At 53.7% G+C, this 16,001-nt stretch carries 13 protein-coding genes; 1 reads left to right on the forward strand and 12 read right to left on the reverse strand.

Translation table 11 applies throughout. The features are described 5' to 3' along the window. Positions 1 to 56: 56 nt before the first annotated feature. From LC431_RS01580 to serB, 5 genes are all read right to left on the reverse strand, one after another. Positions 57 to 914 (reverse strand): DUF2950 domain-containing protein, encoded by an 858-nt coding sequence (locus tag LC431_RS01580; protein WP_112151008.1) that lies wholly within the window; start codon positions 912 to 914, stop codon positions 57 to 59. Positions 915 to 931: 17 nt separating this feature from the next. After that, positions 932 to 2,470: a DUF3300 domain-containing protein gene (locus LC431_RS01585; protein WP_112197256.1), complete on the reverse strand. Its 1,539-nt coding sequence runs from the start codon at positions 2,468 to 2,470 to the stop codon at positions 932 to 934. Between the two features lie 346 nt (positions 2,471 to 2,816). Beyond that, complete coding sequence (gene nadR / locus LC431_RS01590) at positions 2,817 to 4,076, reverse strand: multifunctional transcriptional regulator/nicotinamide-nucleotide adenylyltransferase/ribosylnicotinamide kinase NadR (RefSeq protein WP_013577093.1); 1,260 nt, start codon at positions 4,074 to 4,076, stop codon at positions 2,817 to 2,819. 72 nt (positions 4,077 to 4,148) lie between these two features. Next, positions 4,149 to 5,531 carry a DNA repair protein RadA gene (gene radA, locus LC431_RS01595; RefSeq protein ID WP_013577094.1) on the reverse strand — a complete coding sequence of 461 codons (1,383 nt, stop codon included), beginning with the start codon at positions 5,529 to 5,531 and terminating at the stop codon, positions 4,149 to 4,151. 20 nt (positions 5,532 to 5,551) lie between these two features. After that, positions 5,552 to 6,517, reverse strand: a complete 966-nt coding sequence (gene serB, locus LC431_RS01600; protein WP_223509187.1) for a phosphoserine phosphatase — start codon at positions 6,515 to 6,517, stop codon at positions 5,552 to 5,554. Between the two features lie 234 nt (positions 6,518 to 6,751). On the opposite strand from serB, the gene LC431_RS01605 reads away from it, so the two are divergent. Beyond that, positions 6,752 to 7,540, forward strand: a complete 789-nt coding sequence (locus tag LC431_RS01605) for a YtjB family periplasmic protein (protein WP_013577096.1) — start codon at positions 6,752 to 6,754, stop codon at positions 7,538 to 7,540. Position 7,541: 1 nt separating this feature from the next. On the opposite strand, the gene yjjJ is transcribed toward LC431_RS01605, so the two are convergent. The 7 genes from yjjJ to LC431_RS01640 all read right to left on the reverse strand — a co-directional run bounded on the left by yjjJ (position 7,542) and on the right by LC431_RS01640 (position 15,878). Then, positions 7,542 to 8,888 carry a type II toxin-antitoxin system HipA family toxin YjjJ gene (yjjJ, locus tag LC431_RS01610; protein ID WP_112151010.1) on the reverse strand — a complete coding sequence of 449 codons (1,347 nt, stop codon included), beginning with the start codon at positions 8,886 to 8,888 and terminating at the stop codon, positions 7,542 to 7,544. 173 nt (positions 8,889 to 9,061) lie between these two features. Next, entirely contained in the window at positions 9,062 to 9,781 is a 720-nt protein-coding gene (gene deoD / locus LC431_RS01615) for a purine-nucleoside phosphorylase (RefSeq protein WP_013577098.1), read from the reverse strand. Between the two features lie 83 nt (positions 9,782 to 9,864). Further along, positions 9,865 to 11,088: a phosphopentomutase gene (gene deoB / locus LC431_RS01620; protein ID WP_013577099.1), complete on the reverse strand. Its 1,224-nt coding sequence runs from the start codon at positions 11,086 to 11,088 to the stop codon at positions 9,865 to 9,867. Between the two features lie 88 nt (positions 11,089 to 11,176). Further along, positions 11,177 to 12,505, reverse strand: a complete 1,329-nt coding sequence (gene deoA / locus LC431_RS01625; protein WP_013577100.1) for a thymidine phosphorylase — start codon at positions 12,503 to 12,505, stop codon at positions 11,177 to 11,179. 90 nt (positions 12,506 to 12,595) lie between these two features. Beyond that, a complete protein-coding gene (deoC, locus tag LC431_RS01630; protein ID WP_013577101.1) occupies positions 12,596 to 13,375 on the reverse strand; it encodes a deoxyribose-phosphate aldolase in 780 nt (259 codons plus the stop codon). Positions 13,376 to 13,923: 548 nt separating this feature from the next. Then, on the reverse strand, positions 13,924 to 14,709 hold the full coding sequence (locus tag LC431_RS01635) for a TatD family hydrolase (RefSeq protein ID WP_015690484.1): 786 nt from the start codon (positions 14,707 to 14,709) through the stop codon (positions 13,924 to 13,926). Then, positions 14,706 to 15,878 (reverse strand): patatin family protein, encoded by a 1,173-nt coding sequence (locus tag LC431_RS01640; protein WP_370633744.1) that lies wholly within the window; start codon positions 15,876 to 15,878, stop codon positions 14,706 to 14,708. Before LC431_RS01640 ends, LC431_RS01635 begins: the two co-directional genes overlap by 4 nt. Positions 15,879 to 16,001 lie beyond the last annotated feature (123 nt).

A 16,001-nucleotide genomic window follows, 5' to 3' on the forward strand; every position in this document is an offset into this window, starting at 1 on the left:
TTAAAAGAAAAGCCCCGTCACTTTCATGGCGGGGCTTTTTCATTCACGTATGTCCCCTATTCGCCATCGTCCACTTTTTGCCATTTGGCATCGGGGTCAAACGCCGTGATCGCTTTTGCCGCAGCGTCGGTATGCTCGCCTAAATCCTGCTGATATACCTCGCCCTGCTGATTGATCATAAAACTGGTTACGCCGGTATGGCCGTAAACCGCCGGCCAGGCGATCAGCGCAAAACCTTTGGTCATCTTGCCATTCTCGATGTAACTGTACGCTCCGCCGCTGGCGTTTGCGCCCTGCGCGGTGAGGATGCGGTAAAAGTAGCCGTGATAATCCGATCCCGGCTGATCATTGCCAAAGGCCGGACCTAACGGGCTGGGCGCTTCGCCCTGTTTCACCGGCCAGTACAGGCCGTCATGCTGGCCTTCCGTGCTGATAAAGCGCTGAGCATATTGCCCGGCAATCTGCTGATATTCGTGCTGCGCATCGGCGTAAGCGGAAACCGCCTGAATGGCGGAAAGCTCATTGCGGCCAATAGCACGGGTTTCGATTTCGGCGGCACCGGCGGCCATATCAAATGACCAGCCCTGCGCCGTGTGTTTCATCGGGATCGGCAACTGCCAGTTTTCCGGCCCGACATTCAGGTGTGCGGTGTCGCCGTGTTCTGCGATTTTATGGCTGATATGCCAGTCACGCAGAAAACGCGCCACCTCATCCGGATCCACCTCTTTTGGCGGCAGATACTCCTGCCAGTTATTCCCGAGAAGCTTTTGCATAGACGCATCATCGTGCGCTTCAATGGCTTTTACCAGTGCCTGCGCGGCAAGTTCCGGGGTGGTGAACGTCTGCTGTGCGAAACCGGTTAAAGGCAGCAACATCAGACCTGTGGAAATTAAAAAATTACGCAATCTCTTCATGACTTTTCCTCGTCAGTCTAGCGACGGTGCAAATGAGCTGGCTCTGTATTGGCAGGGCGTGACTGCTGGAAGTTCCGCATATGCTCGCGGCTCTGATTACCCCGCGATTGCTGCTGTTGCCACGACGGCCCGCGGCTGGAGTTACCGCTGAATGCCGTGCTGCGTGATGCATTAAGATTCTGCCGCTGATGCTGGTTGATTTGCTGTACTGGCTGGCGCTTAGCATTGTGTTGAGACAGTGGCTGGTGCTGCGGCACCTGACGACTGGCCGGATTATGCATACCGGCAGCCGGTGCTGAATGCGGCAGGTTTCGCTGCTGGGTATGCCCCTGTGTCTGCAGCGTATTCTGATGCTGATTCATCACCGATGCCGCCTGTTGACGGCGCTGATCCAGATTTTGATTCTGCACACCGCCGTTGTTACGCCCGACCGCGTTGTTGTCGAAACCACGATAGTTATTACGCTGCGCCGCCTTGCTCAGCACCTGGTTTTGTGTCGCACCGTTCAGGTTTGCGCCGTGATTTGGCAGCCCTGCGTTGTAGGTCGGATTGTGCTGCCAGCCCGTGGTATTCGCATTTCCAGCAGGGTTGATCCCATTATTGTTGCCCGAGATACGGTTGTAATTGTTGACGTTCACATTGACATAATTGTTCTGCGAACCACCGTGATGATCATAATCATCGTGATGATGATCATCATCGTCCCAGTCAATACTACCGAAAATGGCATAAGTCGCTGCCACACCGACACCAAACCCGATGCCAGACGCCACACCGTTAACAAACTGCTGTCCCGGAGGAGGTGGCAGATACACCGGCGGATAGGCTGGTGTCGGCCATGCGCCATACACCACATTCGGGTTGTAGCTCGGTACGTAAACAACCTGAGGATCCGCTGGCTCAATCACGATGGTTTGCTGCGCAGGCGCACTTTTCACCACAGTGGTTGAGCTGCTTTGTGCCGCCGGTTTAGGTTTGACTGTCACGGTCTGCTGCGGCGTGCTTTTCAGTGCCCCGCTGCTTTGTGCCACCTGACGGAATTTCTGCACGGTATTCATCACGTCGTCCGGTTGTGCCAGAAACGCGTTACCCAGATTCTGCACCCATGCCGGATCTTCTCCCATCAGCGCCAGCAATTGCGGGAAAGCCACCAGCGATTTCACACTCGGATCCCACGGCTCATTCGCCACCTGAGCGACGGCAGCGTCGCCCTGGTTTTGCGGATGGTCGCGTGACCATTGTACTGCCTGAATCACGTTAGTGGGATAAGTCGATGCCATGAGTACCTGTGAAAGCAGGCTGTCAGGATAAAGCGCAACAGGAGCCACCCACTGGTCGAGCTGAGCTTGTGTAAATGCCGCAGGTGCAACGGGTGCAGGAACCGGGGCTGCTGGCGGAGGAACGGCGGCTGATGCAGGCGGAGGCGCAGTCTGCGCCGTGGTTTCGGCCTGACTGCTGACCGGAAGCCAGCCTTGTATAAACATCACACTGGCCAGAGCAAATGCCCCTGCGCCGCACAATACTGCGATACCCCAGGGCTTGAATGATAAATTCATTCGGATCACCTTAGAAAGCCTCAGCGGGAATGAGAGGCAGATTGAATGAGTATAATCGGATAAATAAAACTCAACGGCCGCCACTGTATTTTTATTTCATGTCAGGGATTTACGCATAAAATGCGCAATAAAAAGCCTTAAAAAAAGCACACACACAATCCAATGAATAATAAGGATATTTAATTTTACAGTGTTACAAACTGAATTAATAAAATGACCAGAAAAGATAATCAGATCAATTAATTAATAATTGTGAGAGATAAATAATATATAAAATATTCATAGTGTGAATAATAAAAAAGCGCGTATTCCGGAGAACACACGCTTTCTTATTGCTGCTTGTTGATCAGCTCACAGGCGGCTCATTCAGCCGGCTGGTATCTGCTGCCAGCATATTCTGCACCAGCTCCACACATTCGAGAAAACGCTGGTCATAATCCGATGATTCAACGTGAACATAATCGACGTTGTTCTGTTTCAGCATGTCGATCAGCAGGTTCTGGAAAGACATCCGGTCAGACGTACTTCCCAGACTACGCAGGCCATCAGCGACCCACGGTGTATTGTTTTCAAGCAAGATAACCAGATCAAACCGGTATTCATCCATCAGCGCCTGCACGAACGGATGCTCACGCCCTTCATATTTTTTGCAGAAGGCCTGCGTGGTCAGAAAATCGGTATCAATAAACGCCACTTTATTGGCATATTTCACCGCGAAATCAATGTACTGCGCCTGACCGAGCGCGATTTTATCGTAATCTGAATATTGCAGCGCCATTTCGTCGCCACCAAGATGCGAGAAAACATAATCGCGGCCATATTCCCAGGCGCTGGTAGTGTTGAAGATATTGGCTAACTTGTTGACCAGCGTGGATTTTCCGCTGGATTCGCCACCTAAAATCGCCACGGTACGCACGAAGAACGGCTTCACTTCTGTCGGAATATAATCCCAGTAACGGAACGGATCCTGACGGATCTGGCGGCCACTGATATTCATAAAGGAGCGTTTCGGGTCAATCAGCACCGTTTCAATACCCAGATGTTCACGGTACTGCGGCGCATCAGCTTCTTCGCTGGAATAAATGGTATTGGGTTCAATGCCTTTCTGGCTCATGAACTCTTTAATGCCACGGCCCCAGACGTCCCAGCCGTGCGGATACGGCTCCATCCCCTCTTCGTTAAAGGCATGAATACGGATGTTTTTCTGGTATTTGAAGGTCTGTAATAACCAGCGCAGGCGGTCGCTGACCGTGGGCTGCTGAGACATCGAACTGTTCTCAAACAGCTCGCGATCACGCGGCTCGTCATAGCCCATGATGATATGCAGTTCATCAACCTGACTGCAGGCGCGCTGGATCAGATAGATATGGCCGGTGTGCAGCGGATAAAACTTACCGAACACCACGCCGATATTCTTCTCGCGACGGGGAAACTCAAGATCCAGAAAGCGGTGCAACGCCTCGAGCTTTTGGGCGCTGGGACTTTTTATCTTTGCATTCAACAACTGGCTGAGATAACCCTTGGTCATCCCGCTGGCTTCGGCCACCTGTTGCAGCGTGCGTCCCTGTTGTTTTATCGCGGTTTTTAGATAGTCGAACTGTGACATGCCTTGTCCTCAGGTTTTTTTTACTAAACAAAAAATAGCACAAAGGCACTGAGCTGCGACAGCGGTTAACCGTTACAAATCGTCGAGGATCGCCAGCGCATCAGCCAGTTTTTTGACGCCAAACACCTGCATACCGGCGGGCACTTTTTTTGGCACGTTGGCGTGCGGCACAATGGCGCGTTTAAAACCGTGCTTCGCCGCTTCGGTGATCCGCTCCTGACCGCTCGGTACCGGGCGAATTTCCCCCGCCAGCCCGACTTCGCCGAACACCACTAAATCCTGCGGCAGCGGACGGTCACGCAGGCTGGACACCAGCGACATCAGCAGCGCCAGGTCAGCACTGGTTTCGGTGACTTTCACGCCGCCGACCACGTTAACAAACACATCCTGATCCGCCATCTGCAAGCCGCCATGACGGTGCAGCACGGCCAGTAATATCGCCAGACGATTTTGCTCCAGACCGACCGCCACACGACGCGGATTGCCCATCATCGACTGATCGACCAGCGCCTGAACCTCAACCAGCAACGGACGCGTCCCTTCCCACAACACCATCACGGAACTGCCGGAGGTGATTTCATCGCCACGGCTGAGGAAAATCGCCGACGGGTTGCTGACTTCACGCAATCCCTGCTCGGTCATGGCAAATACGCCCAGTTCGTTCACGGCACCAAAGCGGTTTTTGTGGCTGCGCAGCGTACGGAAACGCGAATCAGCATCGCCGTCGAGCAGCACGGAACAGTCGATACAGTGCTCGAGCACTTTCGGCCCCGCCAGTGAACCGTCTTTAGTGACATGGCCGACCATGACGATCGCCACGCCGCGCGTTTTAGCGAAACGGGTGAGGTAAGCCGCCGTTTCACGCACCTGCGCAACCGTCCCCGGCGACGACTGGATATCCGCCATGTGCATCACCTGAATGGAGTCGATCACCATCAGTTTCGGCTGTTCTTTATCCGCTATTTCGCAAATCTGTTCGATGCTGGTTTCCGACAACATATTCATGTTAGCCGTCGGCAGACCCAGACGGTGTGCACGCATCGCCACCTGCTGCAAAGATTCTTCCCCGGTGACGTACAGGGTTTTCATGTTTTCGCTGAGATGACACAGAATTTGCAGCAGCAGCGTACTTTTACCTGCGCCGGGGTTACCACCAATCAGAATCGCACTGCCCGGCACTACGCCGCCGCCTAATACACGGTCAAACTCTTTAAAACCGGTGCTGAAACGCGGAAGTTCATCAAGGCTGATATCAGAAAGTTTCTGTACGCGGCTGACGCCCGCATCACCGGCGTAACCGGTGAGACGTTCATTACGCGCTACGGTCGGAGAAGCGGCCAAACGGATTTCAGTAATGCTGTTCCAGGCCTGACAGGCACTACACTGCCCTTGCCAGCGCGGATAGTCTGCGCCACATTCATTACACACAAATGCACGTTTTGCTGCTTTTGCCACAACTTACCTCTTTGTATTGATTAAGACTGACTACCACTTAAAATGCAGAGAACGCCAAGAAGATCGGCATGACGGATGCATACTGCGGCCTGTTCGTAGACTTTCGGTTTGGCATGATAAGCAATGCCCACGCCCGCTACCGCCATCATTTTCAGGTCATTCGCGCCGTCACCGATAGCGACGGTTTGCTCATGGGAAATACCCAGTTTTTCCGCCAGTTTCAGCAGGGTATCTGCTTTATATTGCGCATCGACGATTGGCCCGATCACACGGCCGGTCAGTTTACCTTCACGGATTTCCAGCTCGTTCGCGGCCACGTCGACCAGATTCAGCTGATCACGCAGGTATTCGGCATAATACGTAAAACCACCGGAAGCAATCGCCACATGCCAGCCCGCTTCCTGCAGACGCTGAACCATGACGGTCAGGCCCGGCATCAGCGGCAGGGTTTCACGCACCTGCTGGAGAATGCTGGCATCCGCATCTTTCAGTGTCGCGACACGCTGACGCAGACTCGCGGCGAAATCCAGTTCGCCGCGCATGGCGCGCTCAGTGACTTCAGCCACCTGCTCACCGACGCCAGCCAGTTTGGCAATTTCATCGATGCATTCAATCTCAATCGCGGTAGAATCCATGTCCATAACCAGCAGACCCGGTGCACGCAGATACGGCACTTTCCCCAGCTGAGCAACATCAAATTCAAAGGATTCGGCGAGAAGCTGTACATCAGCGGTGAGTGAACCGGCCAGACGCACAACTTGATAACCTTCGACTGCCCAGGCGCTCACAATCACCAAAGCGCGGCCTAACCGGCGCTGGAACAGCGTAATACTCTTCTTATCGAGTTTTCTTCCATAAAGGAGCCATCCGGTATGCCCCGCCCGGTAATCCAGCGGCATGACTTCGTCACCGCTCAGTGAAAGGGGAAGTCCCGGCCATTGGTGGATCTCCGCAGGAAGATCGCAATAGGTCAGACTGTTTGGCATGATGGCTCCTGTAGGGCGTTATGGCATTAAGAAAAACAAATATCACGATTTACCCAAAATCATTCAGTTGACTCAAGGCAGCAACTGAATGCACCTCCGGGAACTGACACGGGTCAGTGACCGGTATAAATGAAAGCAGCAGCTTGAAGGATGCCGGGTAAAAACTGGCATCAAGCTACCTTATCGTAGCGGCTTCTGGCAACATAAAGTCATCGAAATACGCAAGGAAACAGAATGGCCAAGGCCAAACTTAAATTTCGCCTGCACAGAGCAGCTATCGTATTGATAAGTCTGGCATTATTAGTCATCCTGATGCAAGGCGCATCCTATTTCAGTCTGGGACACCAACTGGCCCGTTCAACGCAGGTGGAACAGCTTGCTCAGACGCTCGCCAGACAGGTGGCGTTTTCCCTCGCGCCACTGATGGACAGCGACAATGATGGCGCTGATATCGCACAAATTTCCACTATTTTGAGTCAGCTTACCGATAGCAGTCGCATTCTTGACGCCAGTGTTTATGAGTCCGACGGTTCTCTGGTGGCGCATGCCGGTGAACAGGTGCCGGTTCGCGACCGTTTGTCGCTGGATGGCAAACGTGCGGGCAGCTACTTCAATCATCAGATTGTGGTGCCGATCGAAGATAAAAACGGTCCGAGCGGATTTTTACGCATTACGCTGGATACGCACGTGCTGGCGACAGAATCCAAACAGGTGGATAACACCACCAACCTGCTGCGTCTGATGATGCTCGCCGCGCTGGGCGTCGGTATTATTCTGGCCCGCACCCTGTTGCAAGGCCGCCGTTCGCGCTGGCAGCAATCTCCGTTCCTGCTGACCGCCAGCAAACCGGTGAAAGAAGATGATGAACAGGAAGAAGAGCCGGATGAATTCGGCCCGCCGCCGGTGCTGAACATTCCCGAGCCGGAATCTGAGGTCGCGCCGGCAAAACCTGCCACCGAAGCGCAAACGAAAGAAGCCGCACAAGCCGCTTACCGCAGCCTGAAACGCAGCAGACCGAAGTGATTCAGGCCAGCCGCTGAATAATTGATGTTAACCCTTCCACCTGCGCCAGCATACCGCTGGCCAGTTGGCGGAATTCAGGACTGATTGCCATATCGCTTTCTACCTTCCGCCAGAACTCACCCGCCCAATCCTGTGCATTCAACCACTTTTCTTTAGACACTAAAGGGTCGGGCGTTAAGGGTAAGGTTTCACGACGCATGGTACCGGCGTTGGTCGGTGCAAAAGCCATCGGCAGCATGTCATACACAGGCGATATCGAAAGAGCCTGCTTTAAAGGGTCAATGGCAGGATCGATAAATGACAGATTTCCCTGGTGCATATCGCTGTTGGCGATCAGTTTTCCGAAGGCATAAATCTGCTCAATTTTGTCGACTGTAGCGGCTGTAATGACCTTGCTTTGGCGTAACCGCTGCGCGGTCAAAAACCAGTTGCTGTTTCCTCCGCCAAACTCAGCAGAGACGGCCTCAAGGGAAACCAGCCCGCGACGCCCGCGCTCACCTGTCCGGTCAAATCTTTCGACCTCAAGGAAAACCTCGCCCTTTCTGCCGGTAAAAATTTCGGCTGTTGCCGCCGGAATGCCGGCCTCCTGCAAAACGCTTAACGCATGAGCTTCAGAGCGCAGTAAATCGCCCCAGCGGGAGGCGTTTTCATTGACAGCCGGAGGCGAAAATTTAACTAAAACCTGAGAGGCGTCCCGGCCTGCATGTTCTGCATAGCAGCTGAATTTAGGCTGCTCGCCTCCCGCAGATGATCCGACTTCCTCCCCTGCCAGACTTCTCTGTGCCAGCCGTTCATACACCTGAATTTTGTCTTCACGGGGAACGGGAATATCTTCAGGTTTATGAAACCATCGCTGATAGGCCATTTCTCCAATGACAAAATTCCCGACCGTTTCATCCCCCGCTCTTGCGAGAGCCACCAGCGTCTGGGATTCGGTCCACCTTTTAATGTCATCCGGAAAATGCAGGGCAGCGTTAATATCACGTCCCCACGCCCGACCTAAAAAACCCTGAGGCCGCATATCGGTGATAAACCACGGCAGACCGTCGTAAATCAGCGACTGGCCGCTGACAACTTCCACTGCACAACTTTCACCCGGCCAGATGGAATATAGCGTCCCGACCTTTTCGGCATTTCCTGCCTCATTAATTTGGTAAAGCGGGAAGCTCCATTGGCCTTCCAGCGGACGCGGCAGAATATAACGGGTCGAGCGGCTTTGCCCGATTTTGACGATCTCAGGGATTTTAGTCAGCCGCCTTGAGAGCGTTGACTGGGTGATGTGCAGTTGCTCCGTGATCTCTTTTGCCGTCAGACTGCCCTGACGCAGTAAATCTACAAGTTCAGACATGAGCGGCTCAGTGATGAATAGGAAAATGCATAGCTAATAGCATAGATAAAAAATGAAAATAAATCGATATATCCTGAAGATATAAATTTGAATACGCAAAAAAATACGAAAAAACGCATAGCAAAACGGGCGCCATCCGGCGCCCGTTTTAGTGACTGCAATATTTGCAGAATTTATTCTTTGTCGCCCAGCAGAACGGATTCCAGCGCGATTTCGATCATGTCGTTGAAGGTCGTCTGACGTTCAGCGGCAGTGGTTTGCTCATGCGTACGGATATGGTCGGAAACGGTACAGATGGTCAGTGCTTTCGCACCGAATTCTGCAGCCACGCCGTAGATACCAGCGGCTTCCATTTCCACACCCAGAATGCCGTATTTTTCCATCACGTCGAACATTTGCGGGTCCGGCGTGTAGAACAGGTCAGCGGAGAAGATGTTACCCACGCGGGCATTGATGCCTTTGGCTTTCGCCGCGTCAGCCGCGTTACGCACCATGTCATAATCGGCAATAGCCGCGTAATCGTGATCTTTGAAACGCATGCGGTTCACTTTGGAATCGGTACAGGCACCCATGCCGATCACGATATCGCGCAGTTTGATGTCGGCACGCACAGCACCACAAGAACCCACGCGGATGATTTTTTTCACGCCGAATTCAGTGATCAGCTCTTTGGCATAAATTGAGCAGGAAGGAATGCCCATGCCGTGGCCCATCACGGAGATTTTGCGGCCTTTGTAAGTGCCGGTGAAACCCAACATGCCACGCACGTCGTTCACCTGCTTAACATCCTGAAGGAAAGTTTCCGCGATGTGCTTGGCGCGAAGCGGATCGCCCGGCATCAGCACGACGTCAGCGAAGTCGCCCATTTCAGCATTAATGTGTGGAGTTGCCATCTTCTTATTCCTTAATCAGCGAGGTGTCATATTCATTATAAAAAACGCGGCCAGTATAAGAGACTGGCCGCGTAAGAAAAGTATCAGAGCATGGATTTGCCGTAATCCATCGGTGACAGGTCGAAGTATTTAGCGACTGTCTGGCCGATGTCCGCGAAGGTTTCACGGTGACCTAATGAACCTGGTTTTACTTTCGGGCCATAGATTAAGACCGGAATGTGCTCACGGGTATGGTCGGTGCCGCGCCAGGTCGGGTCACAACCGTGGTCAGCGGTGAAGATGATGATGTCATCTTCTTTCACCAGTTCCAGCAATTCCGGCATACGGCGGTCAAACAGTTCCAGCGCGGCAGCGTAGCCTGGTACGTCACGGCGGTGGCCGTAAGAGGAGTCGAAATCAACAAAGTTGGTGAAGACGATGGTCTTGTCACCCGCTTCTTTCATCTCTTTGATCGTCGCGTCAAACAACGCATCCAGGCCGGTAGCTTTCACTTTTTTAGTGATACCAACCTGCGCGTAGATGTCAGCGATTTTACCGACAGACACCACATGGCCGTCTTTCTCATCCACCAGCTTTTTCAGGATGGTCGGAGCCGGTGGTTCAACCGCTAAATCATGACGGTTACCGGTACGTTCGAAGTGACCGGCTTTGTCACCGATGAACGGACGGGCAATCACGCGACCAATATTGTAGCCACCTTCAGTCAGCTCTTCACGGGCGATTTCACACAGTTCATACAGGCGATCCAGCCCGAAGGTTTCTTCGTGACAGGCAATCTGGAAGACGGAGTCGGCTGAGGTGTAGAAAATCGGCTTGCCGGTTTTCATGTGCTCTTCGCCCAAATCATCCAGTACCACGGTACCGGAAGAATGGCAGTTACCGAGATAACCCGGCAGATTAGCGCGCTCAACCAGTTTATCCAGCAGTTCCTGCGGGAAGCTGTTGGTCGTGTCACTGAAGTAGCCCCAGTCAAACAGAACCGGCACACCGGCGATTTCCCAGTGGCCTGATGGGGTGTCCTTACCGGAAGACAGTTCGCTGGCATAAGCATACGCCCCGGTAATTTCAGCATTACCGTCCATGCCGTCAGGAATTTTACCGGTAGATTCTTCCGCAGCTTTCGCCAGCCCCAGACGGGTCAGGTTAGGCAGATTCAGAGGGCCTTTGCGGCCTTTGTCCGCATCGCCACGCGCACAGGCAGCTGCGATATGGCCCAGCGTGTCAGAACCGGCATCGCCAAAGCGCTCGGCATCTTCACTGGCACCGATACCGAATGAGTCTAACACCATGATAAATGTACGTTTCATTTTGCTCTCCTGCGAATGGTTACGCATTGGGTCACGCGGAACTGCCGCGCACCTGATCAATCTTAAATGGGGGCGATTTGGCCTGAAATCAAGCGTTACCACCGATCCGGCGGTAAACCACCGACGTGCTTTCCGGCGCTTTGTCGCTCAGGACAATGGCCGCACGCACTTCCTGCGCCGCCTGCTGCCAGGCCGCTTCACTGTTCGCGTGGATCATCGCCAGTGGCTGACGGGTATCCACTTGCTGGCCAAGCTGCGCCATATGGGTCAGACCGACGCTGTAGTCGATAGCATCGCTGGCGCGGCGACGTCCGCCACCCAGTGAAACGACGGCCATGCCCAGCGCACGGGTGTCCATCGCGCTGACAATCCCGTTGCCTTCGGCGTAAACCGGTTTGCTCAGCGTGGCCTGTTGCAGATAACGATCGTAATTCTCGATGAAATCGGTTGGACCTTTCTGGGCGGCAATCATGCGGCCAAAGACTTCTGCGGCTTTGCCGTTATCCAGCACGGCCTGCAACTGACTGCGGGCGTCGGCGTCATCTTTTGCCAGCCCGCCGGACAGCAGCATTTCAACACAGAGCGCCATTGTCACTTCCAGCAGACGCGGATTCCGGTATTCACCCGTCAGGAAGCGCACGGCTTCGCGCACTTCCACCGCATTCCCTGCGCTGGATGCCAGCACCTGATTCATGTCGGTCAGCAGCGCCGTGGTTTTACAACCTGCGCCATTGGCCACATCGACAATCGCCTGCGCCAGATCTTCGGATAGCTGGTAAGTCGGCATGAAGGCTCCGGAGCCGACTTTGACGTCCATCACTAACGCATCAAGGCCTTCGGCCAGTTTTTTGGCGAGAATCGAAGCGGTGATCAGCGGGATAGAATCGACAGTTGCGGTGATATCACGTGTCGCATAGAAACGCTTATCCGCCGGAGCCAGCGAGCTGGTCTGGCCGATAATTGCCACGCCGACATCCTGAATGATGCTGCGAAAACGGCTGTCATCCGGGAAAATATCGAAGCCCGGGATGGCTTCAAGTTTATCCAGCGTACCGCCGGTATGACCGAGGCCGCGGCCGGAAATCATCGGCACATAACCGCCGCATGCCGCTACCATCGGCCCCAGCATCAGGGACGTCACGTCACCCACACCGCCGGTCGAATGTTTATCAACGATCGGGCCGTTGAGGTTGAGCGATTTCCAGTCCAGGACGGTACCGGAGTCGCGCATTGCCATGGTCAGCGACACACGCTCATTCATGGTCATATCATTGAAATAGATAGTCATTGCCAGCGCGGCAATCTGGCCTTCTGAAACCTGACTGTCGCGAATACCATTAACAAAGAAACGAATTTCTTCATCGCTTAAAGGCTGACCGTCACGTTTTTTACGAATAATTTCTTGTGCGAGAAACAAGGTATCCCCCTGCCTGAGCTGAACGCTAAATGTAGATGCGAATACCGGACGCTGTAAAACAGCGCCACGGTATTCGCATAACAACAGTGATTAGTAGCTGCTGGTGGCTTTCTGGCCAGCGTGACCGAGAGTGGTGAGCAGGCTTGCCAGCAGACTGGATGCGCCGAAACGGAAGTGACGTGCGTCAGCCCATTCGCGGCCCAGCAGGCGATCAGCCAGTGCCAGATATTGCGCAGCGTCTTCAGCGGTTTTCACGCCACCGGCCGGTTTAAAACCGACAGCTTTGCCCACGCCCATCTCAGCAATCACGCTCATCATCAACTCAGCGCTGTGCAGCGTGGCGTTTTCTGGCACTTTACCGGTAGAGGTTTTGATGAAGTCAGCGCCTGCGTTGATGGCGATTTCAGAGGCTTTGCGGATCAGCGCATCCTGCTTCAGCTCACCGGTTTCGATGATCACTTTCAGCAGCACATTGGCAGCCGCACAGGCTTCTTTGCACTGTTTCACCATCTCAAAACCAATCTGCTCGTTACCGGCGATCAGCGCGCGGTACGGGAAGACCACGTCAACCTCATCGGCACCGTAAGCAATTGCCGCGCGGGTTTCTGCCAGCGCAATCTCAAGATCGTCATTACCGTGCGGGAAGTTGGTGACGGTGGCAATACGGATGTCCGGCGTGCCTTGCTCGCGCAGGGTTTTACGGGCAACAGGAATAAAACGAGGATAAATACAGACAGCAGCGGTGTTACCTGCCGGGCTTTTCGCCTGATGACAAAGCGCGATCACTTTTGCATCAGTGTCGTCTTCGTTCAGGGTGGTTAAATCCATCAGGTTCAGCGCACGTTGCGCTGCGGCGGTTAAATCGGTCATATAACTCTCCAACAATTTTCAATTCCAGCGACCGGCCGGGACTGAGCATACAGTCATGAATTCGTTCCGGCGTTTAACGTCGGCAAGAGAATTCTGCACGTTGGCGAGCGGACTTGGTTCCTTGAAGATAGCGTGCGTAAGCGGCGTGGAACGGCTTACGTGGCAACTGAGATCCTTCTCACCGCGCTTGGACTGGCTGACGCCAGTTCGTTGTGACTATTTGAACACGTCACATCAGGTTCCTGTGTGCATTATTTCACACAAAATGAAAACCGATTGCAACGTTGCTTGGCTAAATGAGACCTTGGTCACAATTCTTAGCCCTTATGCTCAGTATTCGACCCTTAATAAGAGTGTATACCCGAATCATGACAAACGGAGTTCGGGTGGCCACACCGCGATCACCAACCGGCGATCTTACGAGCAATGTTATAATAATAACATTTTAAAGAGAAATGAAATCGCAATACGCCAGAAACCCTTTCTGGAAAGGTTTCTATACGTCAGGGTAAATGTTATTTAAATCACAAAATTAAAATTTCGACGGTTTACCGGGAAGGGAGATTAAAGATGCGGCGGGTATTGTCGAGCAGTGCAAGAGCAATCTGTTCCGGCGTTTCACTGCGCAGGCTGCACAGAATGTCGAACACGATTGCCGCCCGTTCCGGGCGATTAGGCTGCCCCTGAAACCCCTGCAACGGCATATCCGGCGCATCGGTTTCCAGCAACAATGACGAAAGCGGTAATTCTGCCATCACATGACGGGTTTTCTGCGCGCGTTCGTAGCTGATAGTGCCACCCACGCCTATCGCAAAACCCAGTTTGATAAACGCCTGCGCCTGAGAAAGACTGCCTGCAAATCCGTGCACTACCCCGGTTGCCGGCAGTTTTGCCTGACGCAGCAGCGCCGCCAGCTGATCGTGGCTGCGACGGGAGTGCAGGATCACCGGCAACATCTCACGCTTTGCCAGCGCGAACTGCGCTTTCAGCAACCGCTGTTGTTGCTCAAACTTCGGCGCTTCCATGTATAAATCCAGGCCGATTTCCCCGACTGCCACCAGGCGTGGATCCCGCTGGCTGAGCAGTGAATCCAGTAAATCCAGACAACTGTCTTTATGTTCGGCGATATAAAGCGGATGCAAGCCCAGCGCGGCGTGCAATTGCGGGAATTTTTCGGTCAGAGTGAGAATGCCGTTGAAACGGTCAGACGTGACCGCCGGAACAATAATCTGCCCTACACCAGCTTCTGCAGCGAGGCGCAGGCTTTCCGTTTCCGCGCCGGTAAACGGCGGAAAATCGAAATGACAATGCGTATCGACGAAGGTGAAACTCACAGATTTTCGCCCTCACTGGACGGATAATTTTCTGATGACGCCGGACTTTCCGGTGGCGGCATGTCTGAGGATGCGTGCTGCGGTTGCGGCGCACTGACCACGTTGTCTTTAAATGCTGCCGGACGCACCACACCGCCGTCGGTGACCATATCCGTCAACACGGCTGGATCCAGAATGATTTGCTCAACCGTACTGACCGAAGCAGCCAGCGGGATCACATTTTCCGGTTTATCCTGCGGCACGATAACCTGTTTTGGCTGGCGGAATATCCGTGGTTCGATTTGCGGATGAGGGCGCTCGTTTTCACGCGGTAACAGCCAGTGTGCCGCAGCAGAAAGGAAGTAACGTCCGCAGCGACGGCCAAGATGGTAATCCTGATTAAGCGCAGGCAGACGACTGCCAAGCGCGTGGCTGGCCAGCGGTTTTGGCGGGAAGATTTCGAAAATACGCACATCGTCCGGCGGATTCTCAATAAATTGCTGAATGCGGTGATAACTTTCTTCGTGGTGCTGCATCATGCGCACCAGTTGTTGCAGGCTGCTTTCACTCAGCCATTGTTCCATGCGCTTCATCCATTGCGGCGTATAGAACATCGCCGAAGGCACGGTACGGATGACCACAATGGTATCCGCGCCACGGCGGTACGCTTCTTCAACCGGGATCGCGTCACTGATGCCTCCGTCCTGATAGCTGACACCATCCAGATCCACACCCATGCGGTAAAAGCCCGGAATAGCACTTGAGGCTTTGATCACGGGTAGCCAGTTTTCCCGCGTCGGCGAGAAATAATTGGCCGCATAATCATCACTGCGACAGGCGCACATCAGGAATTCCCGGCCGTCGATCAACAGCTTTTCAGCACTGTCCATCGCCAGCGGCATGTTTTTAGCCGTTTCTTCAACCAGCCAGTCGAGATCGATAAGATGTCCGCCGCGCACAAAACGCAGCGGGTTGAAAAAGTCAGGGCTGGTGGTGTAGCGGGTGATCACCCTTCTGGCATAGCCGGGCTGCCCGCAGACGAAAGCAGAGAGATTTTGTGCACCCGCAGAGGTGCCCAGATATAAATCAAAGGGATTGAAACGCGCGCGCTGAAACTCATCCAGCACGCCTGCCGTAAAAATGCCTCTCTGCCCGCCGCCTTCGCACACCAGGGCAATCTTCCCCGGCATATAGGGTTTGTACGCCAGCGGTTCTATATTCCCCAGCGTGACAGGTATTCTGTATCCCAACGCATCGTCCTCACGCAAATGGCCCCACTCAGTTGGCCTTCATTTCAGAGCATACCTCGTCTT

Origin of the sequence: Rahnella sp. GSA61A, from assembly GCF_019969905.1 — a bacterium.
Classification (GTDB): domain Bacteria; phylum Pseudomonadota; class Gammaproteobacteria; order Enterobacterales; family Enterobacteriaceae; genus Rahnella; species Rahnella aceris.